This window comes from Acrocarpospora macrocephala (assembly GCF_009687865.1).
GTDB lineage: Bacteria > Actinomycetota > Actinomycetes > Streptosporangiales > Streptosporangiaceae > Acrocarpospora > Acrocarpospora macrocephala.
Window position 1 is genome coordinate 49,461 of record NZ_BLAE01000025.1, and the last position, 26,185, is coordinate 75,645.

Consider the following 26,185-nt stretch of genomic DNA (forward strand, 5'->3'; position numbering starts at 1 on the left):
GGGCTGGGTGGGTGGGAGAAACCCGGTAACGAAGGGGTGGGAGTCGTTGAGGGGAGTTGACGGGTGGGTGGGGGTCCCCAGTTTCGGGGGTGGGGCGTACGAAATAATCTGGAAAGTTGGCCTATGGGTCGTCAAGAATTGCCATAGGAGTGGCAAGGGAGGCGGAACATCATCGGAAATGTGGGTGGAAATGACAAGGGACGCCCTTTCGAGGCGCCCCTGACAATTTTCATTCGTGTTGTGACCCGGCCTCTCAGGTGAGAGCCGGCTCGCGATCCTGCAGCCTAACCAGAGCCTCATCACGAGTTTGCGCGGCAAGCGCATCGTTTTGTGCCTGGAGCCGGGTGAGTTCTGCCTCCAAGTCACGGATGCGCTGCTGGAGGCGACGCATTTCCGAGACCATACGAGGGTCAGGACCGCCGACGTGGCCGAGTAGAGCCTTCGCCATGGTTAAGGGTCCTCCACGCTGAGTGACCAGACTGGTTCGCGCACTTCAAGCCGCGGGAGGGGTGCGCGTGGTTCTTCTCAAGAGTCGCACCGGCTGCGGAGGCGGTCAAGTTGAACGCTTCACAATGAGCGGCCGATGGACACTGTCGACATGTAAATATACCTCATTTGGGTGGTTTAAGGGAAGGGGCTATCGCTCCACAAAGCCGACAACCGCCCCTTTCGGATCACTCCACCGCTCTATCACGCCTGTGACCTGGCCGGGCGTGTCACCCCCACTTAACAGGTCAAGTAACGCGGCGCAAGATTCCCGTGGCCCTTCGGCCACAACCTCAACCCGCCCATCCGGTAAGTTGAGCGCCCATCCGCGCAAGCCGAGCTCCAACGCCCTCGCCCGCACCCACCAGCGAAAGCCCACACCCTGCACACGCCCTTTCACCCAGACTGTGAGCCTCACCACACCAAACTCACCCCCAATCCGATCGCCAGAAGTCATCCCGCGCCGACGCAGCCTACGACAAAGCCCCGGTAACAACAGGATCGGGGGTCCCAAAGGCCCCATCAGGCTCAACAGCCCCAGCCGTCACCATGGTTTCCTTCGACAACTTCGAACCCGGCAACAACAAGTTCAGGGTCCCATGCCTTCCCTCAGGCTCCGCCAGCCCCCGCCGTCACCATGGTTTCCCACCACAACCCTCGAACCTGGCAACAACAGGATCGGAGGTCCCCGAGGTCCCATCCCTTCCCCCGGGTTCCACCATCCTCGCCGTCACCTGGTTTCCCAACGACAGCTTCGGCGCGAACGTGCAGACGCACGTACCACGCCAGCCATCGCGATATATACCCTCTTCACCCGATATACCCTCACCACCTGCCGTTTCTCGGTCTCGGCTGGCATTTCGGGCAGCTGTAGCTGGATCGGTTCATGAACGCGTCCCGCCGGATCGGGGTGCCACAGCGCGGGCACGGCTCGTCCCGCCGGCCGTACACAGCGAGTGACCGGTCGAAGTAGCCACTCTCGCCGTTCACGTTCACGTAGAGGCGGTCGAAGGACGTCCCGCCCTCCCCGAGCGCCTCGGTCATCACCCCACGCGCGGCCGTGAGCAGTTCGGCCACCTTCTTGCCGGTCAGCGTCTCGGTCGGGCGCGCCCAGTGCAGCTTGGCCCGCCACAACGCCTCATCCGCATAGATGTTGCCCACACCGCTAATAAGCGATTGATCCAAGAGCGCCCGTTTCACCCCGGTCTGGCGGCGGCGAATCCTGATCGTGAACTCGGCATCGTCGAACGCCTCCTCGAAAGGGTCGGGCGCGATATGCGCGATCGGCTCGGGAACGTCACGCGAAGGCCGTACCGCAAGGGGAGAGACCAGCAGATGCCCGAACGTGCGCTGATCGACGAAGCGCAACTCGGGGCCGTCGTCGGTGAAGCCGATCCGGACCCGCAGATGTTTCTCCGGCGGCTCTTTCGGCTCGACCATCAGAAGCTGGCCGCTCATCCCCAGATGGGCCATGAGCGCGTCCTCAACCGGTGAATCCCCCTCACGAAGCGGGAGCCACAGGTATTTGCCACGCCGCTCCGCCGACACCACCGTGCGGCCGACCAGCAGGTCCGCGAGCGTGCCGGTGTTGCGGCGCACCGCACGCGGATGGAGGACCTCGGCGGCGGCGATCTCCCGCCCGGCCACCCAGGTCTCCAGCCCGCGCCGGACAACCTCAACCTCGGGCAATTCCGGCATCTATGCTCCTGTGTCAGGTTCTGCCGACCGCCGCTTCACGGGCGTCACGCAGGTCGCGAATCGCCGTCCAGGCGGCTTCTGCGGCCTGCTGCTCGGCTTCCTTCTTGCTGCGCCCGGCCCCCGTGCCATACTCCTGCCCACCGACCCGTACGGTCGCCACGAACGATTTGGCGTGGTCAGGGCCGCTTTCGTCGACATGGTACTCGGGCACGCCCAGCATCTCCGAGGCGGTCAGCTCCTGCAGCGACGTCTTCCAGTCGAGCCCGGCCCCGAGCGAGGCGGAACGCTTGATCAGCGGGTCGAACAGCAGGTGCACCACCCGGAAGGCCTCTTCCAGCCCCTTGTCCACGTAAACCGTGCCGATCAGGGCCTCCAGCGTGTCGGCCAGGATCGAGGACTTGTCCCGGCCCCCGGTGCCCTCCTCGCCCCGGCCGAGCCGCAGGAACCGCCCCAGATCGAGGGTCCTGGCCACATCCGCGAGCGCCCGCATGTTGACCACGGCCGCGCGCAACTTCGCCAGCTGGCCCTCGGGCAGATCCGGATGCCCCCGGAACAGGGTGTCGGTGACGACCAGGCCGAGCACCGAGTCGCCCAGGAACTCCAGCCGCTCGTTGGTCGGCAGGCCACCGTTCTCGTACGCATACGAGCGGTGCGTCAGCGCCCGCTCCAGGATCTCGGTGCTGAGCCGGACGTCGAGCACCCGCTCCAGCTCATCGCGGACGGCCTCCACGGCGACGGGCTTGCCAATCATGATCTTCCTCCTCGTGCATGGCAACGCCGAAGCACGGTGGCAGGTGGATCATCTTGACGAAGCCCGAAGGCGTGGTGGGCGTCGGGTACGCACCCGGCGTCCACCACGGCCGCGGGCGAGCCGCCACCGCACACGCTTCCCTATGAAGCGCTTGTGAAGCAAGGTAACGCCGACCGGGCCGGTTTGACGACCCGATCGGCGCCGGAATCCCACAAACTCAGGCGCGCCCGGAACCGCGGCGCGCGCCGGGAATCGCTGAGCGCTTGCTCAGGCCTTCGGCACGATGACCTGACGGCGGTTGTAAGTGCCGCACTCGGGGCACGCGATGTGCGGGCGCTTCGGCGAGCGGCACTGCGGGCAGCTCACGAGCACGACCGCGGTCGCCTTCCACTGGGACCTGCGGGCGCGGGTGTTGCTCCGCGACATTTTCCGCTTCGGAACGGCCACGTCAGGCCTCCTGATCGTCTTCGTTATCGTCTATTTTCAGGCCCTGCAGTGACGCCCACCGGCTGTCCACCCGGTCGTGCCGGTGGTCAGGGCCGGCGTCCGCCAGCTTGGCCCCGCACTCCGGGCAGAGCCCTGGGCAGTCCTCGCGGCACACCGGACTCAACGGCAGTGCGAGCACCACCGCGTCACGGAACGTCGGCTCCAGATCGAGCAGTTCGCCGTCGAGGAGCGAATCGTCCTCTCTGGCGTCCTCCGCCGAGTAGAAGAAGAGCTCCTGGAACTCGACCTCGATCTCCGAGGTCAGCGGATCCAGACAGCGCGAGCACTCCCCGCTGAGCGGAGCACCCGCCGTGCCCGTCACGAGCACGCCTTCCATCACCGACTCCAGCCGGAGATCCACCTCGACCTCGGCGTCCTTGGGAACACCGATCATGCCGACCGCGAGATCCACCGGCGCCGGAAGCGTCGGACTCATCTTGCGCATCGACCCCGGTCGCCGGCCCAGATCATGAGTTGAAATCACCCAGGGAGCTCGGGGGTCGAGGCGTGGCAGACTCATCCTGCTTTCCATAAGGCATGGCGAATCACCGCCGTCGTGCAAGGCCAGAGTCCAACGATACCAGCCCGGATGGGCATCCTCAGCCGCGCAGACGTTCCACCAGGAGCCGCAGGACCAGGTCGGGGACGAGGCCGGAGACGTCGCCGCCGTAGCGGGCGATTTCCTTGAGGCGGCTGGAGGAGAGGAACGAATATTCCGGGTTGGTGGACATGAAGAGGGTTTCCACGCCGGACATGCGGTAGTTCAGCTGGGCCATCTGGAGTTCGTAGTCGAAGTCGCTGACCGCGCGCAGGCCCTTCACGATGGTCGGGATACTCTGCTGTTTGGCGAAATCGACGAGCAGGCCGTGGAACTTCTCCACGCGGACGTTGCCGTACTCCTTGGTGACCGCCTGGAGCATGTCGATGCGTTCCTCGACGGTGAAGAGGCTCTTCTTCTCGATATTGATCAGAACGGCGACGACGACCTCGTCGTAGAGCCGGGACGTCCGGCCGATGATGTCGAGATGACCATTGGTGACAGGGTCGAATGACCCCGGACAAACAACTCGGCGCACCACACACCCCTTAGATCGGGCTCATTCGGCGTGACCGTACCAAACGGTCGCTTCACCGTAGCGACGGGCCCGGGCCTCCTCGAACCCGGGGGGCCATCGAAGATCCTTCCCTCTCGTCTCACGCTCGACCGCGACCAACGCGCCGGATGTCAGCCAGCCGTTGTCCCGCAGCGCCAGCAGCACCTCGGCCAGCGTCTCGTCGCGCACCGCGTAGGGCGGATCCGCGAACACGAAGTCGTACGGCTCGGCGCACGGTTGCGCCACCACCCGCTCCACCCGGTCGGCGCGCAACACGGCTCCGGGAAGGCCGAGCGCGGCGATGTTCTCCCGGATCGTCCTGGCGGCCTTCGCGTCGGACTCCACCAGCAACGCGTGCGACGCGCCGCGGCTCAAGGATTCCAGCCCGACGGCGCCCGACCCCGCGTAGAGGTCGAGAGTGCGTTCCGGCACCCCCAGCAGCGACCCCACGGTGGCGAAAAGCCCTTCCCTGGCGCGGTCGCTGGTCGGCCGGGTGCTCTTTCCCGGTGGTACGGCCAGCCGCCGGCCGCCCGCTCTTCCTGCGATGACCCTGGTCATCTGCTCATTATCCCTGGTCAAGAGTGAGTAAGAGGTGGCGAGAAATAGGTAAGGGTGATTCCCTCCACCCGCACCTGCCTGCAAGATGGGTCTTGCGGCCTTCACGGTGACCCAGGGGAAGGCCGGCCGGCGTGATCGTGAGCCCTTCCGCACGCCGGCGCCCTCGGCACCTGACCCGAGGGTGGGCCCAGCCGGGGACGGCATTCGGGGGGAGGCCGTCCCAAGGCTGGGCCCTGGGTCATTTTGACGCCCAGGGCCCCATCCGGCCCCCCACTCAACGCGATTGCTCCCAGACCTACGCCGTTTCGAGACCACACTCCCATCCAACCCTCTGGTTCCCGTCGGGCTCAGCCCGACCCCGTGGTCGCTCAAATGAAGCAGGCAGCTTCATCCGCGTGGGCTCTCTCACCCGCCCCAAGGGGCTCCGCACGAACCCCGCCATCGCCGCGGCTGCCCCCAGAAATGACCCCCCAATCCCTCCAACACGCGGCCCTGCAGGACGAAGTCAGGTTTTTTCCAGGTATTCGGAGCGTTCGTCCGTGACCAGGGTGTCGAGTTCTGCTTTGAGTCCTGGATGGGATTCGAGCAGGGGGTCTTCGGTCAGCAGGGAGAGGGCCTCTTCGCGGGCCGATTCGATGACGTCCTCGTCGCGCAGCAGTTGGAGCATGCGGAGTGAGGACTTGCGGCCGGATTGGGCCGCGCCGAGGACGTCGCCTTCGCGGCGCTGTTCGAGGTCCACGCGGGACAGTTCGAAGCCGTCCAGAGTTCGGGCCACGGCGTCGAGGCGCAGGCGGGCCGGGGTGTCGGGGACGGCTTCGCTGACCAGGAGGCAGAGGCCGGGGAGGCCGCCTCGGCCGACGCGGCCGCGGAGCTGGTGGAGTTGGGAGACGCCGAAGCGGTCAGCGTCCATGATGACCATGACGGAGGCGTTGGGCACGTCCACGCCGACCTCGATGACGGTGGTCGCCACCAGCACGTCGACCTCACCCCGGGCGAAGGAGCGCATGATCGCGTCCTTTTCCTCGGGAGGCAGCTTGCCGTGCAGGACAGCCACGCGGAGACCGTGCAGCGGCCCGTCGGCGAGCATCTCGGCGACCTCGACCACCGCCAGCGGCGGCCGCCGCTCTTCGGCGTCCTCCTTGGCCAGGTCCCCTTCGTCCCCCTCCTGATCCCCGATACGCGGGCAGACAATGTACGCCTGCCGCCCCAACCCCACCTCCTCCTTGATCCGCTCCCACGACCGCTGGAGATAGTGCGGCTTCTCCGCCGCCGGAACCACGTGCGTCGTGATCGGCGCCCGCCCGGACGGCAGCTGGCTGAGCGTGGACACCTCAAGATCCCCGAAGACGGTCATCGCGACCGTGCGCGGGATCGGCGTGGCGGTCATCACCAGCACGTGCGGCCGCCCGCCCTGGGACTTCTCCCGCAACGCGTCCCGCTGCTCGACGCCGAACCGGTGTTGCTCGTCCACGACCACCAGGCCGAGGTCGGCGAACTGCACCTTGTCCTGGAGCAGCGCGTGGGTGCCCACCACGATCCCGGCCGCCCCGGAGGCCGCGTCCAGCAGATTGGAGCGCCGGGCCGCCGCGCCCATCGAACCGGTCAGCAGCGCCACCCCGGTCCCCCCGAACATGCCGCCCCCGGCCAGGTCGCCCAGCATCGCGACGATCGAACGGTGATGCTGCTGGGCCAGCACCTCGGTCGGCGCGAGCAGCGCCGCCTGCCCGCCGGAATCCACCACCTGCAACATCGCCCGCAGCGCGACCACGGTCTTCCCCGCGCCGACCTCGCCTTGCAGCAGCCGGTGCATCGGATGTTCGCTCCCGAGATCGGCGGAGATCTCCGCACCGACCTCACGCTGCCCGTCGGTCAGCCGGAACGGCAGCCGCGCGTCGAAATCGGCGAGCAGGCCGCTCTCCTTGCCCGGCCGCGCCGTGGCGGGCCACTGCGCCGCCACGATCCTGCGCCGCACCAGCACCGCCTGCAGCAAGAACGCCTCATCGAACTTGAGCCGCTTCTTGGCCCGCGCGATATCGCCATGGTCCCGCGGCCGGTGAATGGCCTTCAGCGCGTCCGTCAGCCCCGGCAGGCCCAGCCGCCTGCGCATCGCCGGTGGCAGCGGATCATCGAGCTCGAGCACATCCAGCACGGTCCGGACCGCACGCTGGATCTTCCAGGTGGCCAGGTTCTGCGCCGACGGGTAGATCGGCACGGGCGCGGTGCTGAACTCCTCAGCGGTCTCCTCATCCTCGGTCACATAGTCCGGATGCGTCAGCGACCGCCGCTTGACCCCATTCGGCGTAGCGAAAACGTTGACTTTTCCGGAAAAGAAGGCTTCGGTCCCGGGCAGCAGCCGCTGCTCCGCCACGTACGCGCCCTTCCCGAAGAACGCGAGCCGCAGCCGATCCTTCCCGTCGGTCACCTCGACATCCAGCCAGGTGCCCTGCCGGTTCTTCATCGGCCGCCGCTGCACGGCCGACACCCGCCCGACCACGGTGACATGATCATCATGCTCCAGCGAGGCGATCGGCGTGAGCTCCCCCCGCTCCGCATACCGCCGCGGATAGTGACGCAGCAGCTCACCCACGGTGCTGATCCCCAGCGCACTCTCCAACGGCGCGGCCGTCTTGTCCCCCACCGCGAGCTTCAACGACTCATCGAACCTGGTCACGTCAACCAGTTCTACCGCGCATCCCCGACAACAATCACTCCACCCCGATGAGCAGCGGATACCCGCCCTGCCCACCTTCGTAATGCACAACCTCAATATCCGGACGAACCACCCCAAGATGGTCCTGTACGACTTCCGCCAACGACCCCCCGGCATCCGCCCCGGACACCAACGTCACCAACTCGCTACTGGCGGACACCATCCGATCCACGACCTCAACCGCGACCTCCGCGACAGCCGTACCGATCAGGGAAACATCCCCATCCACCACGCCCAGCACATCCCCCGGACGGCACAACCCCGCACTCGTCATCGCCTCCCGGTTGGCCACCCACACATGCCCATGCCGGGTATGCCCAGCCGCGTCAGTCATAGCGACCACATCATCATCAAACCGCCGCAACGGATCATGTACGGCTAACGCCGCCAACCCCTGCACAGACGCCTTGGTCGGCAGCACGCTCACCGTCACCCCCTCCTCCCGGGCGATCTCCGCCGCCGCCACGGCCACCGCCCGGACCCCGCTGTCATTGGGCAGCACGACCACTTCGGCCCCCGCCTCCCTGATCGCCGCCAGCACGGCCGCCAGCGGCGGGCTCGCCCCCGGCTCCCGCCGCACCACCACGGCCCCGGCCTCCCGGAACAGCCCCGCCAGCCCGTCCCCGGCCGCCACCGCGACCACGCCACGGCTGGGCGTAGGCGTCCGCCCTCCGAGATACGTCACCTTGATCCGGTACGGCCGCCCAGCTCCCAACCCCGCCTCAATCGCCGACCCGGCATCGTCGACATGCACGTGCACGTTCCACAGCCCGTCCCCGCCAACGATCACCAGCGAGTCCCCGAGCCCGTCCAGCTCCGCCCGCAGGCGATCGATCGCCTCCTGCTCGGCGTCGAGCAGATACATGACCTCGTATCCAGGCTGCCCCACATCGAGGGCCGGCCTTTGATCGGAGGCGGGCGCGGGCACGTCATGACGCTCGGCGTATGCGTCGGCGACCACCTCGGCCAGGATCTCCAGGATGATCGTCAGTCCGGCGCCGCCCGCGTCCACGACGCCGCTGCGGGCCAGGACGTCCAACTGCCCGGTGGTCCGCAGCAGCGCCTGTCGGGCCGCCCGCGCCGCCGCTCCGGCCACGTCGGGCAGATCGCCGTCCCGCTCGCGTACCGCGTCCGCCACGGCGGCGAGCACGCTCAAAACGGTTCCCTCGACCGGCCGTACCACCGCGGATCTTGCCATTTCGGCGCCGCGCACCAGCGCGTCCCGGACGTCGTCGCCGCGGCCCTCGGCCTGCCCCAGCACCTCGGCCATGCCCCGGAGCGCCTGGCTGACGATCACCCCCGAGTTCCCGCGCGCGCCCAATAACGCCCCTTGCGCCAGGGTCCGCCAGGTCAGGTCGGCGTCCGCGTCCGCGCCGAGGCCCGCCAGCGCGTCGGCCGCCGCCAGCATCGTCAGATGCAGGTTCGTGCCCGTGTCCCCATCCGGCACCGGGAACACGTTCAGCGCGTCGATCTCGGCCCGAGCTCGGGCCAGCGCGTCCGCCGAAAGCCGTACCCAGCCGCGGACGGCCCCCGGATCGAGCACCTTCAGCATTGACCGGCCCTCATTTCGCACCGTCGCCCAACCCGCGTCCTGGCGCTCCCCCGATGCGCTACCGTTGGCAGGTACGAGGTTATCCCGTCTCCGCCGCGCCTTCGTTTCGCGTGTTTGGGCGGACATCGGCTATCCTCGTGTGGCCAGCCGGTTGTCCCGGCATGCTCGGATGAGCTGATCTAAGACTTGATCCTGAAGGAGCGATGACCGTGGCTTCCGTCTGCGACATCTGCGCTAAGAAGCCGATTTTCGGCAACAACGTCTCCCACTCGCACCGCCGCACCCGGCGCAACTGGAAGCCGAACATCCAGACCGTCCGCGCGACGGTCAACGGAACGCCGAAGCGGCTCAACGTGTGCACTTCCTGCATCAAGGCAGGCAAGGTCACCCGCTAGCACCCGCGACTCCGAACCCGTCACCCATCGGTGGCGGGTTTCGCATTGGTACGCCATCGCCAGGCGTGGTCCACCGGCCCGATCCCAGCCCCCAAAGGGAACCCGTTCGCAATCGCGCCAGTGACATAGACCTTGGCCTTTTCCACCGCGTCCGGAACGTTTTCGCCCAGGGCGAGATATGACGCGATGGCCGAGGCCAGCGTGCAACCGGTCCCGTGGGTGTGGCGGTTGTCCAGGCGTTCGGCGCGGAACCGATATTCGGTCGTGCCGTCCGTGAGCAGGTCGACGGGCTCCCCGGGCAGGTGGCCGCCCTTGATGAGCGCCCACCGGGGTCCGAGCGCCAGGACCGCGTCGGCCGCCCGGCGAAGATCGTCCTCGCCTTCGACCTTCACGCCGGTGAGCTGCTCGACCTCCCACAGGTTCGGCGTGACCACGGTGGCCGTCGGCAACAACCGGGACTTCACCGTCCCCACCGCCTCCGGCGCGAGCAGCGAATCCCCGTGCTTGGACACCCCTACCGGATCCACGACCACGGGCGCGTCCAGCCCGGCGAGCACCTCGGCCACCGTCTCCACCAGAACCGGCGAGGCCAGCATGCCGGTCTTCACGGCCTGAACCCCGATGTCCCCCAGCACGGAGTCCAGCTGCGCGCGGACCGCCTCAGGCGGCAACTCCCAGTACCCCTGAACCCCCACCGAGTTCTGCGCGGTCACCGCCGCGATCACGCTCATCCCGTGCGTGCCGAGCGCCAGCATCGTCTTCAGATCGGCCTGGATGCCCGCACCCCCACCGGAATCCGAGCCCGCGACCGTTAACACACGAGGAGGAGTCATACCCCAATCCAACCAGCTCGCCCAGCCGGCGATGTGCGTGGAGCGGTGGCTCGAGGCGTCACGCCTCAGGAGAAGAAGTCGAACTCGCCATCCTTGACGCCGCCGACGAACGCCTCCCACTCAGCGCGGGTATAAATGATCACCTCACCGTCGCGGTGCCGGCTGTGCCGTACCGCTACTCGGCCAGTGCCGTCAGCAAGCGGGCCCGCCTCGACACACTGCCCAACCCCGTTGGAACTCCTTGAACTGATGTGCCATGCGACACTTGACAACCCATCCATGCCGCGTCCTCCCGTATCGCCTACCCGAACCGCTTCGCGGCGTTCCGGATGAACTTCGCCGAAGCGTCCGGAATCAAGGCGATTGTTTGAAGGGAATCATACGTTCGCATGAAACTGTCGGCCCCGTCGGATTCGGCGTAGACAGCGCCTCCACGGGTTTCGGCATAGGCCACATCGGGATATGGGTCTGGCATATCGAAGATCAGGAAACCACCGTTAGGACTCGCGTGCGCCCCCACGCTGAACGGTATGATTCGCACCTCCACGTCGGGCCGGTCCGCGGCCAGTGCCAACCGCCTCAGCTGGGCCGACATCACCCGAGGGCCGCCGATGACGCGATGCATCAGGGCCTCGTCGAGGATCATTTCGATGCGTGGGTGCGGGTCTGATTCGAGCATCTTTTGTCTGGCCATCCGGAACTCCAGCCATTGGTTAATACGTTCGGGGCTGGCGCCCGCGTCACCTGCTGTAATGACCGCCGAAGCGTACTCGCGTGTCTGAAAGAGGCCCGGAATTACCATCGGCTCATAGATACGGATTCGTTCTGCCCGTGACTCCAGCCAGGCCCGATCGAGCATGCCGCCGAGAGCCTCCGGCGTATAACCATCCCACCAGCCGGTCTGCCAGACTTCGCGGCTGAGGCGTTCCATTCCCTCGCGTTTGGCCTTGTTGCTAATGCCGTACAGATTGAGCAGGGCTATCACGTCCGGGGTACGGGCGGGCACGAGGCCGCTCTCGATGCGGCTGATGGTCGCGGGGTCGCGCTGGATGTAGTCTCCGGCGTCTCGCAGGGTCAGCTTCGCCGCCTCGCGGAGTTCCCGTAGTTGTTTGCCCAGCCACTGCGTTCGTAGCGTCGGACCTCGTCTGCCGGCCATCGCGAACCACCCCTTCTCGGACTTAGCCACGCACTGGTCATCGTGCGACCAGCGGACCCAACGTGACTCTCAGCATTCTCCGCAAAACGGAAAGGAATCGGACCCCTTTTGGCCTGCTCTCTTTCCGTGTCCGCATCGCCAGAAGGGGGACTATCTCCGGAGCTCGATCAGCCGGGTGGCCAGGTGGTCTACCTCGGTGTCTTCGGGGAACAGGACGCGGGGCCACCAGGGGGGTGCGGGCTGGCCGGGGATGCCGCCGAGGATTCCGCCGACGATGGCGGCGACGGTGTCGGTGTCGCCGCCTAGGGTCACCGCGTAGGTCAGGGCGGTGGTGAGGTCGGTGGAGTGGTGGATGGTGTGGACGACGGCGGCGATGGTGGGGGCGGCCAGGATGGAGATGCCGCCGGGGGGTGGGGTCCAGGTGCCGGTGGCCGCCTGGTGGATGGGGGCGAAGGCGGGGAGGGCGAGGTGAGTGGCTTCGGCGATGGCGGCGGGGAGGATTTGAGCGGGGTCTTCGAGGGCTTGGGTGGCCATGGCGGAGACGATGGAGGCCGCGCCGATGGAGACGGGGTGGGGGTGGGTGCCTCGGGAGAGTTCGTGGACCAGGGCGCGGCGGCGGGCGGGGTCGGTGGGAGGGATGATCCAGCCGACGGGGGCGATGCGCATGGCTGCGCCGTTGCTGGCCCGGCTTTGTGGGGATATTTCGGGGAATGTGTGGGTGGCGGTGTAGTGCTTGAGGGCGCGGCGGGTGGTTGAGCCCATGCCGCGGATCTGGTCGGCCTCGGCGGAAAGGCGGCGCATGAACTCGGCCGCGGTGGGGGTTCCCGCGGTGTCGGCGAGGAGGCGGGCGACGATCAGGGCCTGGCTGGTGTCGTCGGAGGTGGCGCCGCGGGGCCAGCCTCGGCTGGCGGGCAGGTCGAAGAGGCGGGTGCGGTCGATGCGCTCGGGTGGCATGGTCTCCCACGGCACACCGAGCGCGTCTCCGGCGGCCAGGCCGCGAATCGCCGCCGCGACTTGGTGCGAGGTGACCACGTTCAGAGCGTAGGAGGTGCGGCGATGGTGCAGTCGCCGCCGGTCAGGACGCAGTCGGACGGGGTGGTGGGAGAGCCGTTGGCGATCATTTCGACGACGAGTTCCTCACCGGCGAGAAGGGGGGCGAAAGAGGTGAGAATGAGTTGCCCGCGCCGGACCTCCCATTGAGCGCCCTCAACGGTGAGGACCTCACCGGTGACGGGTATGGCGAGGCGAAGGTCGGAAATGTCCTCGTTGCCGCTTAGTACGACGATGCGGGCGGCGTAGCCGTCGAAATCCTCTTGGGTCACCTCGAAGGCGACCGTCACGGCGGGAGCCGCCACGCGGAGCGTGTTCCCGTCGGCCGGCGCGTCATCGTTGCTCGACGGACCGCCGCCCTCTTCGAGGCCGATCCCTACAGGAACCTCGTCGTCTTCGGTCGCTGTGGGCGTGGGCGACTTCTTGGGCTTCGGGGAGTTTGTACGGCTAGGCGTTGGCTTCGCCTGAACGATTGCGGGGGCCGTGGATTTGGGGGTGGGCTTCGGCTTCGGCTTGTCCGCTGTCGGGGAAGGTGACTCCTCCGGCGTGGCGAAATCAGTGGCCGACGGCTGGGGAACGGCGGGGGCCGCTCCGCATCCGCCCGGCTCGCAACTGGCCGCAGGCGGTTCCAAAACCAGGTCAGTACGGTCTCCGACCAGCCTCACCCCGGCGAACGTGACCCCCACTGCCACCAGCACCGACAGACCGGACAACAACGCGGTCCGCCCGAAACGGCCTCGAGAGCTGGGTTCGGTGAACAAGTCCGGGCCGCTGTCACGCGACTTCCCGGAAAGCTCCACAGCGACACCGGAAGACTCCGCGGGCGGCCAGCGATAGTCGACCTGCGCCTGGGGAACAGGCACCAGATCGGCGCGCGTCGCCTCTCCAGGCAAGTCATCTGAACCCCGCAAGGCGTCCGAACCCCGGAAAGCGTCCGAACCCCGGAAAGCGTCCGGACTCCGCAAGGCGTCCGGACCCGGCGGGTCATCCGAACCCCACAAAGCGTCCTTACCCCGCGAGGCGTCCGAACTCGGCGAGGCGTCTGAACCGTCTGTGGGACCAAAAGGGGACCCTGGCCCGAATCCCGCTGCCTCGGGAAATCCCGTCTCGGCTGGCGCGTAAGGGTTTCGTGGCTTGCGCCGGAACGGTGTCACGACTCCCGAGGGCGGCTCTTGATCCGACGGCTCGGCGGGGCGCTTGCGCTTGGGCGGGAGATCCCAGCGGTAGGCCGGATGGATGGCCGGACGATCCTCTTCGGCGGGCGGAGGCACGACAGGCCCCGCGTACCCAGAGCGCCCGGCGTTATCGACATACCCTCCGGGCCCAGGATGCCCGGCGGGCCAAGGCTGGCCAGAGCGCCCGGCTTGTCCAGGATGCCCGGAGTGCCCGGCGTTATCGGCATACCCAGGGCGGCCGGCGTGACCGGTGTCCTCCGGCCAGCGGTAGGTGAGCTCGGGGCCGTCTCCGGTCAGGTGCCCGAGCCACCGGTCGAAGCCATCCCCGGAGTCAGGGGAAGTGTGCTGGTCAGATGTGGCGTCCGCGGACGTGTTCGAATGGTCGGCATTGGGGTTGTCCCCATCACCGCTATCTCGTCCTGTCCTGTGACGACCCATGACGGTCCTTCCTGTTGGCGACCGTCATACTTCATAACAGATCTAAAACGCCTTTGTCACAAATTTCACATCATCCCCTGAAGTGATCCCATCCCCCGGGGGCCTCCGCGCGCCCTTTGACCTGCACTCCCTGGCCTTGAACGACTTCTCCGACAACATGCCAGGGAGGCGGAAGGCGTACCTCAGGAGGGAACGTGGCGGCGAGCGCGTGATCCTCACCGCCCGTGAGAATCCAGTCCAGCGGATCGACTCCCAGGTAGCGGGCCGCTTCAACAAGGATCGCGGACACCCGGAAAGACGCCGGCTCCACAACCACCCCGACCCCACTGGCTTCGGCAACATGCCCAAGATCCTGCACAAGCCCATCGCTGACATCCACCATCGCTGTCGCCCCCAACGCCGCAGCCCGGGCCCCTTGGTCATAGGGCGGCTCGGGACGACGATGCGCCAACAGCAACTCCGGGAAGGACCCACCCACCCAGCCCTTTGTTTCCCCTCGGGCTCCGCCCGCCCCCGTCGTGGCCGTGCCCGCCTCCATCGTGGCCTTGCCTGCCGAGAGGAGGGCGAGCCCGGCTGCCGCATACCCGAGGCGCCCGGCGATGGCTACCTGGTCTCCCGGGCGGGCTCCTGAGCGAGTAATCGGGGCGATTCCGGCGAGATCTCCCAAAGCTGTTACCCCGAGGACGATCGTGTCGGAGCGGGCGATGTCGCCGCCTGCCACGCTTGCCCCTACTAGGGCGCATTCGTCGCGGAAGCCGTCGGTTAGGGCGTCCAGCCAGGCGATTGTGGTGTCGGGGGGCATGCCCAAGCCCACGAAAAGGGCTGTGGGGGTTGCGCCCATGGCAATAACGTCGGAAAGGTTCTGCGCTGCCGCTTTACGACCGATTTCGTACCCGCTGGACCAATCGAGGCGGAAGTGTCTACCCTCAAGGAGCAGGTCCGTCGTCACGACCACGCGTTGGTCGGGCGCTGCCAGGACCGCGGCGTCGTCGCCTGGGCCGAGCAAGACCGACGCACCGTGGGACAGACGCCCCGCAATCCGGCTAACAACACCGAATTCGCCTAGTTCTCCGACTGTGATGTCACACCTCCTGGTGTTCGGGGTACGTTGACCTTTCGGTGGTGATCAATCCCGGGAGGACCTGATGGTGCAGGCCTACATCCTTATCCAGACCGAGGTCGGCAAGGCCGCCGACGTGGCCAGTGCGATCGCGGCGATTCCCGGTGTCACGCAGGCCGAGGATGTCACCGGTCCGTACGACGTGATCGTCCGGGCCGAGGCCCGTAACGTCGACGAGCTTGGCAAACTCGTGGTGGCCCAGATCCAGGCGGTGGAGGGGATCACGCGTACCCTGACGTGTCCGATTGTCCATATTTGAGATCCTTGATGAAGTCACTGATCGCCCTGCTCGCGCTGGCGGCGGCCGCGTGTTCCGGTGCTGTCCGCGTGGATCCGCCGAGCCCGCCCGCGGAGAGCAAGGTCGCGTGCGAGCGGCTGAGCCAGGCGTTGCCCCGCGAGCTGGACGGGGAGCGCCGGGTGCCGTCCGAGCCTCCGTCGCCGTATGTGGCGGTCTGGGGGGCCGGGCAGATCACGCTGCGCTGTGGCGTGGAGCGTCCGGCGGCGATGTCCCCCACGGACATGGTGGACGAGATCAACGGGGTCGCCTGGTATGCCGATCCGTACAAACCCACGCTGTTCACGTCGGTGAACCGGGAGGCGTACGTCCAGGTGACGATCTCGGTCGCCCACAAGCCGGGCGACGTCCTGGTGGAACTGGCCGATCCGATCAAGGCTTCAATTCCCTAGCCCCATATTTCGCGCATAGCCTATCCGCAATCGATCGACAAAGACGAACATGATGCGCAAAATACAGGGCTAGCGCAGCCCGGTCGGCCTATGCAGAGCGAGTTGAATCAACCGGTCCACTAGCTGCCCGTAGGACAGCCCGGTCGCCGCCCACAATTGCGGCGCGACCGACAGCGAGGTGAATCCGGGCATCGTGTTGATCTCGTTCAGGATCAGCTCGCCTGACGGCGTGTAGAAGAAGTCCACCCGGGACAGCCCCTCGCAGCCCAGCGCCTCGTACGCGCGGATCGCCATCGCCCGCAGCTCCGCCGTGGTCCCGGCCGGCAGGTCCGCCGGAACCTCCAGCGCCATCTGATCGGCGTAGTACTTGGCCTCGAAGTCGAAGAACTCCTGACCGCCCTGGACCAGCACCTCGCCGGGCAGGCTCGCCTCCGGCGCGGCGTCGCCGAGCGACTCCAGCACCGCGCACTCGATCTCCCGCCCGCCGATGGCGGCCTCCACCAGCACCTTCGGATCGTGCTCCCGGGCGAACTCGACCGCCGCCTCCAGCTCCTCCTGCGTGCTCGCCTTGCGGATGCCCTGCGATGATCCGGCCCGCGCGGGCTTGACGAACACCGGCCAGCCCAGCTCCTCGATCTCCTTGAGCACCCGGGGCCGATCGGTCCGCCAGGCCCGGTCCGGCACCACGACGTAGGGCCCGACCGGCAGCCCCGCCGACTTCAGCACCAGTTTCATGTACGCCTTGTCCATGCCGACCGCACTGGCCAGCACCCCAGACCCGACATACGGCACACCCGCCATCTCCAGCAATCCTTGCAGCGTGCCGTCCTCCCCGAACGGCCCGTGCAGCACCGGGAACACCACGTCCACGTCCCCCAGCGAGCGCGGGATCTCCCCCGGCTCCAGCGCCACCACGCTCCTGGAGGCGGACGGCAGCGCCAGCTCCGCGCCCGAGGTGTCCACTTCGGGCAGCCGGGTGCCCTCGATCGCGTAACTCTGGTCCGGCGCGGCCAGCACCCAGCGCCCATCCTGGGCGATCCCGATCGGCACGACCTCGTACGCGTCCCGGTCGATCACCTCGAGCACGCTGCCCGCCCCCATCAGGGAAACCGCGTGCTCCGAGTTGCGCCCGCCGAATACCACCGCTACGCGAATCTTGCTCATGACGCCCGAATCTACCCTGTGTGGTGGTCAAAACGCCTTGTCAGCCACGCGTGGGCGACACGGACCGAAGCGCGTCGAGTGCCTGGGTCGTGTCGGCGATCAGGTCCTCCGCGTCCTCAAGCCCGATCGAGAACCGTACGGCCGCCGCGTCCACGCCCGCCACCTCCTCAACCGAGGCCAGGTGGGCGACCTTGGTGTGGGTGCCGCCCATCGAGGTGGCGATCCTGACCATCCGCAGGGCGTCGGCGAGGGCGACCCCGGCCTCGTACCCACCGTACGGCGTGACCGTGACGATCGCCCCGAACCGGGGTCCCTCTGGCCCCGAGTCGAACAGCAGCCGGGCCAGCTGGTGCCCGGGATGGGAGGGCAGGCCCGGATAGTCCACCCGCCGGACCGCCGGATGCTTGGCGATCGCGGCCGCGAACACGAGCGCGGTCGAGCACATCCGGCGAACCCGCAGCGTCAGCGTCTCCAGGCCGCGCCTGAGCAGGTAGGCGTCGTCGGGGGAAAGTGACGCCCCGGTGTCGACGCGCACCTCGCGGACCTGGTCGATCAGGTCGGGGCGGCCGACCACGACGCCGCCGGTGCAGTCGTCGTGGCCGCCGATGTACTTGGTGGCCGAGTGCACGACCAGGTCGGCGCCGTGCTCCAGCGGGCGGCAGACGATCGGGGTGGCGAGGGTGGAGTCGACCACCAGCAGGGCGCCCGCCTCCCGGGCGACCCGGTAGAGGCCGCGGATGTCGGCTACGGCCATGGTCGGGTTGGCTAGGGTCTCGGCGTACACGATCTTGGTGTTGGGGCGGACGGCGGCGCGCACGCGCCGTACATCGGCGTAGTCGACGAAGTCGGCGGTGACGCCGAAGCGGGAGAGCACGTTGGTGAGCAGCGCGTGGGCGCGGCCGTAGAGGGGAGCGACGACGTGCGCGCCGGAGCGCAGGAAGGTCAGCAGCACGGTGTTGATCGCCGCGATGCCGGAGGAGAACGCCTGGCCGGCCACGTCCTCGGGGGCGGCGGCCCCTTCCAGGGAGGCCACGCCGGCGGCGAACGCGGCCACGGTGGGGTTGTCGATGTGGCTGACGTGCTCAGACGTGCTGTCGAAGGTCCAGGCCGCGGAGCGCCAGACCGGCGGGCCGATCGGGACCTGCCGTGGCGTTGTCGCGGCGGGCAGGTGGACCGCCCTGGAGTTCTCGCCGAGTCGTCTCCGGCTGCGCTTCACCGGCGGTTCACCAGCTTCTTCAATCGGGATTTACACGCCATATCGCTCTGGCTTGGGTGTTCGTGACATCAACAGCATCGCGGCCTCGGCCGGGGTCATGCCGTCGTGCACGACCCCCACCACGACCTCGGTGATCGGCATCTCCACGTCGTGCTTGGCGGCCAGATCCAGCACCGACTCGCAGGATTTCACGCCCTCGGCGGTCTGCTTGGTGGCCGCCACCACCTCGGCCATCGTCATGCCGCGCCCGAGATTCTCCCCGAACGTGCGGTTGCGGGACAGCGGCGAGGTGCAGGTCGCGATCAGATCGCCCATCCCGGCCAGACCGGCGAACGTGTGCTGGTCGGCGCCCAGCGCCGCGCCCAGCCGGGAGATCTCCGCAAGACCGCGCGTCATGAGCGTGGCCCGCAGGTTGTCCCCGAGCCCCATCCCGACCGCCACCCCGACCGCGAGCGCGATCACGTTCTTGACCGCGCCGCCCAGCTCCACCCCGACCACGTCGGGATTGGTGTAGGTCCGGAACCACGGCAGGTGGCAGGCCTCCTGGAAACGGTCGGCCACCATCGTGTCCGAGCAGGCCACCACGGCGGCGGCGGGCTGCCGCTGGGCCAGCTCGCCCACCAGGTTGGGCCCCGACACCACGGCCACCCGCCCCGGCGGCACCTCCGCCACCTCCACGATGACCTCGCTCATCCGCTTGGTGGTGCCCAGCTCGATGCCCTTCATCAGGCTGACCAGGACCGCTTCCGGCGGCAGGAACGGCTTCCACGCGGCCAGGTTCGCGCGCAGCGTCTGGGCCGGCACGGCCAGCACCACGAAATCGGCCCCGGCCATCGCCTCGGCCGGGTCGGTGGTGGCCCGCAGATTCTCGGGCAGCCGGAGTCCCGGCAGGTAATCGGGGTTCTCATGGTCACGGTCGATGGCGTGGACGATCTCCGCGCGCCGCCCCCACAGCGTCGTCCGGGTGCCCGCCTCGGCGAGGATCATCCCGAATGTCGTCCCCCACGAGCCGGTTCCGAGCACGGCAGCCTTGGTCATTCCCTCACCGTACGCCGAAGTCAGCCGTTAGCGCGGGCGCCGGGGACCTTCTCGCCCCGCAGCTCCGCCAGCTGCGCGGTTATCGCCGCCATGATGTCGGCGGTCGCGTCCCGGAGCACGTCAGGGCTCATGCCGTGATACCGCGACAGATCGACCGGCGGCCCGGCGAGCGCCCGGAACGTCTTGCGGGGAAACAGCCGGATCTTCTTCTCGCCGTACGGCAACAGCTCCTGGGCCCCCCAATGAGCGATCGGGACGACCTTGGCCCCGGTGGTCAGCGCCAGCCGGGCGACTCCCGTCTTGCCGGTCATCGGCCACAGGTCCGGATCGCGGGTGATCGTGCCCTCCGGGTAGAAGAGCACGCACCCGCCCTCCCGCAGCCGCTGCTCGGCGAGGGCCAGCGACTCGGTCGCCGCCGCGCTGCCGCGCTCGACCGGGATCGCCCGCAGCGAGCGGACCAGGTAGCCGAGCACCGGCACCCGGAACAGGCCCGCCTTGGCCAGGATGACCGGCCAGCGGCCGTTGACGTGCAGGTAGTGCGAGAGCAGCACCGGATCGGTCCACGACAGGTGGTTGGCCGCCACGATCACCCCGCCCTGCCGGGGGATCAGGTCGCCGCGCCGCCAGTCACGCTTGACCAGCAGCAGGGACAGCGGCTTGACGATCACGATGGCGACCGCTTCCCAGAAGCGGGTGGGTCGTCCGGCGCGGCGGCTCATCGTATTTCCTCACCTGTCCCCAAATCACCGGGTCTGTGCGGGGCCAGTCTCCCGGTTGCGCCGCGCCGATGTCGAGGCGGGATGCTGGGGTAATGCAGGAAGCACGCTGGTCGATCGTCATCCCCGTGAAGACCCTCATCAGGGCGAAAACCCGGCTCGCGGGCGCGGCGGGCGCGCACCGCGAGGATCTCGCGGTGGCCGTCGCCGCCGACACCGCCTCGGCGGCCCTGGCCTGCCCGCTCGTGGCCCGTGTGATCGTGGTCACCGCCGACCCGATCCCCGCCACCCGCCTGGCCCTGCTGGGCGCCGTCGTGGTCCCCGACCCCGACAAAGGCCTCAACACCGCCCTCCGCGCGGGCTTCACCGAGTCCGTACGGCTTGCGCCCCGCGACCCGGTAGCCGCCCTCCAGGCCGACCTGCCCGCGCTCCGCCCCGCCGAGCTCGCCCGCGCCCTCACCGCCGCCGCCGAGTTCGACGAGTCCTTCGTCCCCGACGCGCCGGGCGTCGGCACCACGCTCTACGCCACCGGCCCGGGCATCCCGTTCCGCCCCCGCTTCGGCGGCGAGTCCCGGGCCCGGCATCTGTCCTGCGGGGCGAAGGAGTTGCTCCTGGACGGCATCGACTCGGTCCGGCGCGACGTGGACACGGTCGAGGATCTGCGTGCGGCGGCGGCGCTCGGCCTTGGCCCGCACACCGCCGCCGTGGCCGCCAGGTTCCTAGTGGGTTGATCCCTCCTCCAGCGCCTTCTCCGGCAGCAGGTACGAGACCACGAAGGTGAGCGCCAGCATGCCGGCCACCACCCAGAGCGTGACCTCCATCGCGTTCTCGAAGCTCGGGCCGGTCGGGACGTCGCCGAGCAGGTCGAAGAAGACCGTGCCGAGCAGCGCCACCCCGAACGCGTTGCCGAGCTGCTGGATCGCGGTGAGCGTGCCGGAGGCGGAACCGGTCTCCTCGGGCTCGACCCCGGCCAGGACCAGGTTGAAGAAGGGCGACATGAGCAGGCCCATGCCGAGGCCGGTGAGCACCAGGGTGGGGGTGAGCTGCCAGGGGGTGACGCCCATTCCGGCGATGTTCAGGGTGATCCAGACGCCGATCACGCCAAGGATCATGATCGCCGTACCGAGCTGGAAGCAGCGGCGGCCGTACTTGAGCAGCGGCTGCGCCAGTCCGAATCCGACGATCATGCCGACCGACCAGGGCACGCCGGCGAGCCCGGCCTTGAGCGGGGAGTAGCCGAGGCCGATCTGGGTGTAGAGGTTGAAGACCAGCATGAAGCCCGACATGCTCGCGAAAAACACCATCCCGGTGGCCAGGCCGCCGTTGAAGGCCCGCTTGCGGAACAGGCTGGGCACGATCAGCGGGTCGCCGCCGGAGCGGCTGCGGCGCGACTGGTACCAGCCGAACAGGCCGAACATCGCGACGGATGCGGCGATCATCACGAACGCCCACGCGGGCCAGTCGTTCTCCCGGCCCTGGACCAGCGGATACACGATCAGCAGTCCGGCCGCCGAGGCCAGCGCGACGCCCAGCAGGTCCAGCCGGAGCGGATGCGGCGAGCGTGACTCGGGCAGGAAGCGCAGCCCGCCCGCGAAGGCGAGCAGGCCCACCGGCAGGTTGATCAGGAAGATCATGCGCCAGCCGGTGCCGAACAGGTCGGCGTCGATCAGCCATCCGGCCAGGATCGGCCCGCCCACCGAGGCCAGGCCCATGATCGGCCCGAACATGCCGAAGGCGGTGCCCATCTCCTTCGGCGGGAACATCTCCTTGATCATGCCAAGCCCTTGCGGGATCATCACGGCCGCGAACAGACCTTGCAGCGCGCGTGAGCCGACCAGCATCTCCGGCGACTGGGCGAGCCCGCACAGCAGCGAACCGAGCGTGAAGCCCGCCGCGCCGATCAGGAACATCCGGCGCCGCCCGTAGATGTCGCCGAGCCGCCCGCCGGTGAGCAAGCCCATCGCCATGGCCAGCATGTACGCCGCGCCGAGCCACTGCAGCACGCTCGCGGAGCCGCCCAGATCGGCCTGGATGTGCGGACCGGCGATGTTGGTGACCATGGCGTCGATCAGGTCCATGATCTCGGCGCCGAGGATCACGAAGAGGGCGGGCCATCGCCAGCGGTAACCGATTATCTCTTCGGTGACTGTCGTGGTCATGGGGGGCGACCTCCGGGGAGAACAGTGTTCAGAACTCAGTGAACACTGTTCTAGCATGAACACTGTTCAGTAGACAAGAGTAGTGTTCGCCTTCACGATCGTTGTTCACTAAAGTGCGGAGGAGGAGATGATGTAATTCATAGATCACCCGGCTCGGGAGGATGGTGCATCAGTGAGCGAGACCGACCTGCCGTCGCCGCCCTGGGACCGCAATCGCCGGCGGCCTGCCCCCGCGAAGGTGCCCCTCACCCGGGATCGGATCGTCGACGCGGCCTACACCGTGCTCGACCGGGAGGGCTACGACCGCTTCAGCATGCGGCAGGTCGCGCTTGAGCTCGGGGTCGCCGTGTCGGCGCTCTACGTGCACGTCGCCAACAAGGACGAGCTGTTCGAGCTCATGTACAACCGCACGTTCGTTGGCGAGGAACTCCCGGATCCCGACCCGGAGAACTGGCAGGAACAGATCAAGGAATTCGCCCGCCGAGGCCGCGCCCGCCTCCGCCAGCACCGAGACCTGGCCCGCATCTCCATGGCCCACATCCCGTTCACCCCCGAACTCCTCCCCCACGTGGAACGCCTGATGGCCATCTTCCGCTCCAGCGGCATGCCCGACCTGGTCGCCGCTATGGCCGGAGACCTGCTGTCGACCTACATCGAGGGGTTCTGCCTGGAGGAGAGCATGTGGCTGGAGCGCTACCGGGACATGGACGAGGAAACCTGGGAAACCAAACGCACCGAAATCATGAACTACTTCGCCGAACTACCACCCGACCGCTTCCCCAACATGGTCGCCATGGCGCCCTACATGGTCGACGAGTCAAACGACTACCGCTTCGAACTAGGCGTCGACATTCTGGTCCGCGGCCTGGCCTCCTACATTCCGGCCCGCTGAGGTTACGCTGACCACGTGCAGGCCACGGTGAAAACCTACGACGCGACGACCCGCTCCGGCTCGGTGTACCTCGACAACGGCACAGAACTCCCCTTCGGCACCGCCGCCTTCGACGCGGGCCCACTGCGCCTGCTCCGCTCCGGGCAACGCGTCAACATCGTGATGTCCGGGGACCAGATCACGTACGTCACACTGAGCACGTTTCCTGTCCCGAGCTCTGATTGAGCACCGTGGGTCTCCCACCCACCCACCCTTGATTTCATCCCAGGGCTCCGCCCTGCCCCGTCGTTACGCCCTTGGCGGGCAGAACCCGACAAAGGGCTGGTGGGTGATTCTTCGGGCTCCGCCATCCCTCGTCGTCGTCCGAAGGAAGCGGCAGCCCCTGGGTGGTTCCCGGCGACGGCGGATGCTTTGGGCCTGCTGAGTCAGTTCCTACCGGCACCCCTAAGCCTCCACGAGGGCCGTACATTCGGCTCAGGCGTTTCCGGAGGCCACCATGACGCGCAGGACGCTGTCGTGAAAAGCCGCACCGGCCTCGATGACGCTCATCCTGCCTGCGCTGACCTCCTGGCCCGCGGCGTGGCCCAGGCCGATCGTGGCGGCCACCAGCCACGCCGGCGTCGCGCCAGGGTCGATCTCGTTGGCCTGCTGGCCGCGCTGGATCAGGCGGTACAGGCTCTCGACGATCGGCAGGTGCCGGTCGTGGTCGTCCTGGGCGTCGTCGGTGGGAACCGCGGAGGTGAGCAGGATCGGATACCTCTCCAGGACCTGCCAGCTGGCCTGTAGCCACCGCCGCAACGCGGGCACGGCGGGGCCGCTGTCCAGGTCCGCCGCGTCGAATGCGGCGCGCACCTCGACGATGATCTGGTCGATGGCCGCTTGCAGGAGCGCCTCGCGGTTGGGGTAGTGGGCGTAGATGGTCTGGCGGGCGACCCCGGCGGCTACCGCGATCTCCTCCATGCTCGCCTCGGGCCGCCGTCCGAGTAGCACGATCGCCGCATCGAGAACCGTCGCCGCACTGCGCTGGGCATCGGCTCGCCGCGACCGCCGCACACGCCTTGCCTCCGGTATCTCTGACACGCTTGTCAACGTTACCAGAAGCCGTTAACTTGGACACATCTGTCAAAGATAGGAGAAGGTGGGGGTCGCCATGACCAGTGGCTCGGGAGTGGGTCGTGATCTCGTCGGCTACCTGACCGGGTATCCCCAAGAGGTCGCTTTCGGCGATGAGGAGGCTGCCGATGTCTTCGACCGCTATCACGTGCCGGCGTTCGAAATGTTCAACGACGGTGTCCGGCTGGACCGGGACCAACTGATCGCCCACATGCGGCCCGCGCGCAAGAACGCGACCAGTGTGCACGTCGACGTCCACGAGGCACTGACCACCGGGGATCGGGTCGCCGCCTCCTACACTTTGACCGCGGTCCTGCGCAAAGGACGTACCGTGACGACCGAGATCTACATGTTCGGTCACCTCGCCGGCGACGGCAGGCTGCGACGCGTCGATCAGATCACCCGCAACGTGCCCACTGAAAGTCAGTGACCCGCAGCACCGGGGGAGCACCCGTACCTCGTCCGGAAACGCAAAAGGCGCCTCCGGATTGGGAGGCGCCGTTTGCGAGCTTGAGCTACTTCTTTTTGGCCTGCTTCTTGCCGCCGACGTTGACCAGCTCCTTGAAGTCCGCGCCTGGGCGGAATTTGGGCGCCCAGCTCTCGGCTACCTTGATCGGCGCGCCGGTCGAAGGGTTCCGAGCCGTGCGGGCCGGCTTGTGCACCATTTCAAAGGCGCCGAAGCCGGTGATGGAGACCTTGTCGCCGCCTGCGACCGCGTGCTGGATGGCCTCAAGGACGGCGTTGACCGCCTCGGTGGCCGTCTTCTTGTCCCCGACGCGGTCAGCGATCGCGTCGACGAGTTCCTTCTTGTTCATCTGGTTCCTCCCCCTTACGCGCTTGAAAGTAAGGGAGGAACGCGCGCGACTCAATCACCTTACGTGATTTGGTCTTCACTCGGCGTGTCGAATTCGCCGTCCAGGTAGGCGATGAAGCCATCCAGCCGGGCAGTTGCATGGGGAATGTCACGTTTTGCCGTATTACAGATGGCCAGCAGCCTCTTGGCGAGGCGAGCCCGCTCCTCGCATGGCACGGCGAGCGTCCTGACGCGGCGCTGCGTCTCCCGCAGTCGCCGCGCCAGCTCGTCTTCTGGTCCGCCCGGATGGGTCAGACGGTCGTCGGCAGCCATGGCTGCCGACCATTCTCGTACGCCGTGATGTCATCGGCATGACGCAGGGTCAACCCGATGTCGTCAAGTCCCTCCAGCAGCCGCCAGCGGGTGTAGTCGTCGATCTCGAACGACCACGCCCCCGCACCCAGCCTGACCTGGCGCTCGACCAGATCGACGGTGATCGTCACGGTCGGGTCGGCCGCGACGGCGGCCTGGAGTTCCTCGACCACTCTGGCCTCCAAGATGACCGGAAGCAGGCCCATCTTGGTGGAGTTGTTGCGGAAGATGTCACCGAACCTGGCGGCGATCACGACGCGGAAGCCGTACTGCTGGAGGGCCCAGACGGCGTGCTCGCGGGACGAGCCCGTGCCGAAGTCCGGCCCGGCCAGCAGGATCGAGGCGCCCGCGTAGACCGGGTTGTTGAGGACGAAGTTCGGGTCCTCCCGCCAGGCGGCGAACAGGCCCTTCTCGAATCCGGTACGGCTGACCTGCTTCAGCCAGACGGCCGGGATGATCTGGTCGGTGTCGACGTTGCTGCGGCGCAGCGGGACCGCGGTGCCGGTGTGCGTGGTGAAGGCGTCCATGATCGT

Annotated in this window: 32 protein-coding genes; 7 read left to right on the forward strand and 25 right to left on the reverse strand. The window is 67.8% G+C overall.

All coding sequences use genetic code 11. From position 1 onward, the window contains the following. Positions 1–253 precede the first annotated feature (253 nt). The 10 genes from Amac_RS56315 to fakA all read right to left on the reverse strand — a co-directional run bounded on the left by Amac_RS56315 (position 254) and on the right by fakA (position 9,335). Positions 254–448, reverse strand: a complete 195-nt coding sequence (locus Amac_RS56315; protein ID WP_155336276.1) for a hypothetical protein — start codon at positions 446–448, stop codon at positions 254–256. A 189-nt stretch (positions 449–637) separates the two neighbouring features. After that, complete coding sequence (locus Amac_RS22130; protein WP_155356296.1) at positions 638–943, reverse strand: acylphosphatase; 306 nt, start codon at positions 941–943, stop codon at positions 638–640. A gap of 368 nt (positions 944–1,311) precedes the next feature. Continuing rightward, a complete protein-coding gene (mutM, locus tag Amac_RS22135; protein ID WP_155356297.1) occupies positions 1,312–2,184 on the reverse strand; it encodes a bifunctional DNA-formamidopyrimidine glycosylase/DNA-(apurinic or apyrimidinic site) lyase in 873 nt (290 codons plus the stop codon). A gap of 13 nt (positions 2,185–2,197) precedes the next feature. Next, positions 2,198–2,935 (reverse strand): ribonuclease III, encoded by a 738-nt coding sequence (gene rnc, locus Amac_RS22140; RefSeq protein ID WP_155351508.1) that lies wholly within the window; start codon positions 2,933–2,935, stop codon positions 2,198–2,200. 267 nt (positions 2,936–3,202) lie between these two features. Beyond that, positions 3,203–3,382 carry a 50S ribosomal protein L32 gene (gene rpmF, locus Amac_RS22145; protein ID WP_155356298.1) on the reverse strand — a complete coding sequence of 60 codons (180 nt, stop codon included), beginning with the start codon at positions 3,380–3,382 and terminating at the stop codon, positions 3,203–3,205. 1 nt (position 3,383) lies between these two features. Next, positions 3,384–3,941, reverse strand: coding sequence for a YceD family protein (locus Amac_RS22150; RefSeq protein ID WP_155356299.1), 558 nt, complete (start codon positions 3,939–3,941; stop codon positions 3,384–3,386). A gap of 79 nt (positions 3,942–4,020) precedes the next feature. Next, on the reverse strand, positions 4,021–4,497 hold the full coding sequence (coaD, locus tag Amac_RS22155) for a pantetheine-phosphate adenylyltransferase (RefSeq protein ID WP_155356300.1): 477 nt from the start codon (positions 4,495–4,497) through the stop codon (positions 4,021–4,023). A gap of 21 nt (positions 4,498–4,518) precedes the next feature. Next, positions 4,519–5,073 (reverse strand): 16S rRNA (guanine(966)-N(2))-methyltransferase RsmD, encoded by a 555-nt coding sequence (rsmD, locus tag Amac_RS22160; protein WP_155356301.1) that lies wholly within the window; start codon positions 5,071–5,073, stop codon positions 4,519–4,521. Positions 5,074–5,578: 505 nt separating this feature from the next. Further along, positions 5,579–7,744, reverse strand: coding sequence for an ATP-dependent DNA helicase RecG (recG, locus tag Amac_RS22165; protein WP_155356302.1), 2,166 nt, complete (start codon positions 7,742–7,744; stop codon positions 5,579–5,581). A gap of 34 nt (positions 7,745–7,778) precedes the next feature. After that, on the reverse strand, positions 7,779–9,335 hold the full coding sequence (gene fakA, locus Amac_RS22170) for a DAK2 domain-containing protein (protein WP_155356303.1): 1,557 nt from the start codon (positions 9,333–9,335) through the stop codon (positions 7,779–7,781). 209 nt (positions 9,336–9,544) lie between these two features. Between fakA and rpmB the strand changes: the two genes are divergently transcribed. Further along, complete coding sequence (rpmB, locus tag Amac_RS22175; protein ID WP_155336401.1) at positions 9,545–9,730, forward strand: 50S ribosomal protein L28; 186 nt, start codon at positions 9,545–9,547, stop codon at positions 9,728–9,730. Between the two features lie 20 nt (positions 9,731–9,750). On the opposite strand, the gene thiD is transcribed toward rpmB, so the two are convergent. From thiD to Amac_RS22205, 6 genes are all read right to left on the reverse strand, one after another. Then, on the reverse strand, positions 9,751–10,563 hold the full coding sequence (gene thiD, locus Amac_RS22180; protein ID WP_155356304.1) for a bifunctional hydroxymethylpyrimidine kinase/phosphomethylpyrimidine kinase: 813 nt from the start codon (positions 10,561–10,563) through the stop codon (positions 9,751–9,753). A gap of 65 nt (positions 10,564–10,628) precedes the next feature. Continuing rightward, entirely contained in the window at positions 10,629–10,844 is a 216-nt protein-coding gene (locus Amac_RS22185; protein WP_155356305.1) for a DUF397 domain-containing protein, read from the reverse strand. A gap of 20 nt (positions 10,845–10,864) precedes the next feature. Beyond that, positions 10,865–11,749, reverse strand: a complete 885-nt coding sequence (locus tag Amac_RS22190; RefSeq protein WP_246268577.1) for a helix-turn-helix domain-containing protein — start codon at positions 11,747–11,749, stop codon at positions 10,865–10,867. 120 nt (positions 11,750–11,869) lie between these two features. Next, the gene (locus Amac_RS22195) at positions 11,870–12,751 is read right to left on the reverse strand and encodes an ADP-ribosylglycohydrolase family protein (protein WP_170322592.1); all 882 of its coding nucleotides are present in this window, start codon (positions 12,749–12,751) and stop codon (positions 11,870–11,872) included. 2 nt (positions 12,752–12,753) lie between these two features. Continuing rightward, positions 12,754–13,569 carry a hypothetical protein gene (locus Amac_RS22200; RefSeq protein ID WP_155356307.1) on the reverse strand — a complete coding sequence of 272 codons (816 nt, stop codon included), beginning with the start codon at positions 13,567–13,569 and terminating at the stop codon, positions 12,754–12,756. Positions 13,570–14,452: 883 nt separating this feature from the next. Further along, on the reverse strand, positions 14,453–15,463 hold the full coding sequence (locus Amac_RS22205) for a thiamine-phosphate kinase (RefSeq protein ID WP_155356308.1): 1,011 nt from the start codon (positions 15,461–15,463) through the stop codon (positions 14,453–14,455). A gap of 64 nt (positions 15,464–15,527) precedes the next feature. Between Amac_RS22205 and Amac_RS22210 the strand changes: the two genes are divergently transcribed. Further along, on the forward strand, positions 15,528–15,761 hold the full coding sequence (locus Amac_RS22210; RefSeq protein ID WP_155356309.1) for an Lrp/AsnC ligand binding domain-containing protein: 234 nt from the start codon (positions 15,528–15,530) through the stop codon (positions 15,759–15,761). 8 nt (positions 15,762–15,769) lie between these two features. Further along, entirely contained in the window at positions 15,770–16,189 is a 420-nt protein-coding gene (locus Amac_RS22215; protein WP_155356310.1) for a DUF3515 domain-containing protein, read from the forward strand. Between the two features lie 69 nt (positions 16,190–16,258). Here Amac_RS22215 and Amac_RS22220 read toward each other — a convergent pair whose 3' ends face one another. From Amac_RS22220 to Amac_RS22235, 4 genes are read right to left on the reverse strand one after another with little or no spacing between them, the layout of a single operon-like run. Next, positions 16,259–17,353 carry a D-alanine--D-alanine ligase family protein gene (locus tag Amac_RS22220; RefSeq protein WP_155356311.1) on the reverse strand — a complete coding sequence of 365 codons (1,095 nt, stop codon included), beginning with the start codon at positions 17,351–17,353 and terminating at the stop codon, positions 16,259–16,261. A gap of 40 nt (positions 17,354–17,393) precedes the next feature. Beyond that, positions 17,394–18,569, reverse strand: a complete 1,176-nt coding sequence (locus Amac_RS22225) for a trans-sulfuration enzyme family protein (RefSeq protein WP_155356312.1) — start codon at positions 18,567–18,569, stop codon at positions 17,394–17,396. 30 nt (positions 18,570–18,599) lie between these two features. Continuing rightward, positions 18,600–19,607 (reverse strand): NAD(P)H-dependent glycerol-3-phosphate dehydrogenase, encoded by a 1,008-nt coding sequence (locus Amac_RS22230; RefSeq protein ID WP_155356313.1) that lies wholly within the window; start codon positions 19,605–19,607, stop codon positions 18,600–18,602. A gap of 20 nt (positions 19,608–19,627) precedes the next feature. Further along, on the reverse strand, positions 19,628–20,326 hold the full coding sequence (locus tag Amac_RS22235; RefSeq protein WP_155356314.1) for a lysophospholipid acyltransferase family protein: 699 nt from the start codon (positions 20,324–20,326) through the stop codon (positions 19,628–19,630). A gap of 92 nt (positions 20,327–20,418) precedes the next feature. On the opposite strand from Amac_RS22235, the gene cofC reads away from it, so the two are divergent. Next, a complete protein-coding gene (gene cofC, locus Amac_RS22240; RefSeq protein WP_155356315.1) occupies positions 20,419–21,054 on the forward strand; it encodes a 2-phospho-L-lactate guanylyltransferase in 636 nt (211 codons plus the stop codon). On the opposite strand, the gene Amac_RS22245 is transcribed toward cofC, so the two are convergent. Continuing rightward, on the reverse strand, positions 21,043–22,482 hold the full coding sequence (locus Amac_RS22245; RefSeq protein ID WP_155356316.1) for an MFS transporter: 1,440 nt from the start codon (positions 22,480–22,482) through the stop codon (positions 21,043–21,045). The genes cofC and Amac_RS22245 overlap by 12 nt on opposite strands. Before the next feature lie 172 nt (positions 22,483–22,654). Between Amac_RS22245 and Amac_RS22250 the strand changes: the two genes are divergently transcribed. Together Amac_RS22250 and Amac_RS22255 are read left to right on the forward strand one after the other, a co-directional pair. Further along, entirely contained in the window at positions 22,655–23,374 is a 720-nt protein-coding gene (locus Amac_RS22250) for a TetR/AcrR family transcriptional regulator (RefSeq protein ID WP_155356317.1), read from the forward strand. A gap of 15 nt (positions 23,375–23,389) precedes the next feature. Then, entirely contained in the window at positions 23,390–23,599 is a 210-nt protein-coding gene (locus Amac_RS22255; protein WP_155356318.1) for a hypothetical protein, read from the forward strand. 249 nt (positions 23,600–23,848) lie between these two features. Here Amac_RS22255 and Amac_RS22260 read toward each other — a convergent pair whose 3' ends face one another. Further along, on the reverse strand, positions 23,849–24,454 hold the full coding sequence (locus tag Amac_RS22260) for a TetR/AcrR family transcriptional regulator (protein ID WP_218041221.1): 606 nt from the start codon (positions 24,452–24,454) through the stop codon (positions 23,849–23,851). Positions 24,455–24,524: 70 nt separating this feature from the next. Here Amac_RS22260 and Amac_RS22265 point away from each other — a divergent pair, with 70 nt between their 5' ends. After that, entirely contained in the window at positions 24,525–24,917 is a 393-nt protein-coding gene (locus Amac_RS22265; protein ID WP_155356319.1) for a nuclear transport factor 2 family protein, read from the forward strand. 85 nt (positions 24,918–25,002) lie between these two features. On the opposite strand, the gene Amac_RS22270 is transcribed toward Amac_RS22265, so the two are convergent. Genes Amac_RS22270 through leuD form a run of 3 tightly spaced genes read right to left on the reverse strand, consistent with a single transcriptional unit; the run spans position 25,003 to position 26,179 of the window. Beyond that, positions 25,003–25,302 (reverse strand): HU family DNA-binding protein, encoded by a 300-nt coding sequence (locus Amac_RS22270; protein ID WP_155351531.1) that lies wholly within the window; start codon positions 25,300–25,302, stop codon positions 25,003–25,005. A 59-nt stretch (positions 25,303–25,361) separates the two neighbouring features. Further along, entirely contained in the window at positions 25,362–25,613 is a 252-nt protein-coding gene (locus Amac_RS22275) for an SCO5555 family protein (RefSeq protein ID WP_155356320.1), read from the reverse strand. Next, entirely contained in the window at positions 25,592–26,179 is a 588-nt protein-coding gene (gene leuD / locus Amac_RS22280) for a 3-isopropylmalate dehydratase small subunit (RefSeq protein WP_155356321.1), read from the reverse strand. Before leuD ends, Amac_RS22275 begins: the two co-directional genes overlap by 22 nt. Between the last annotated feature and the right edge of the window lie 6 nt (positions 26,180–26,185).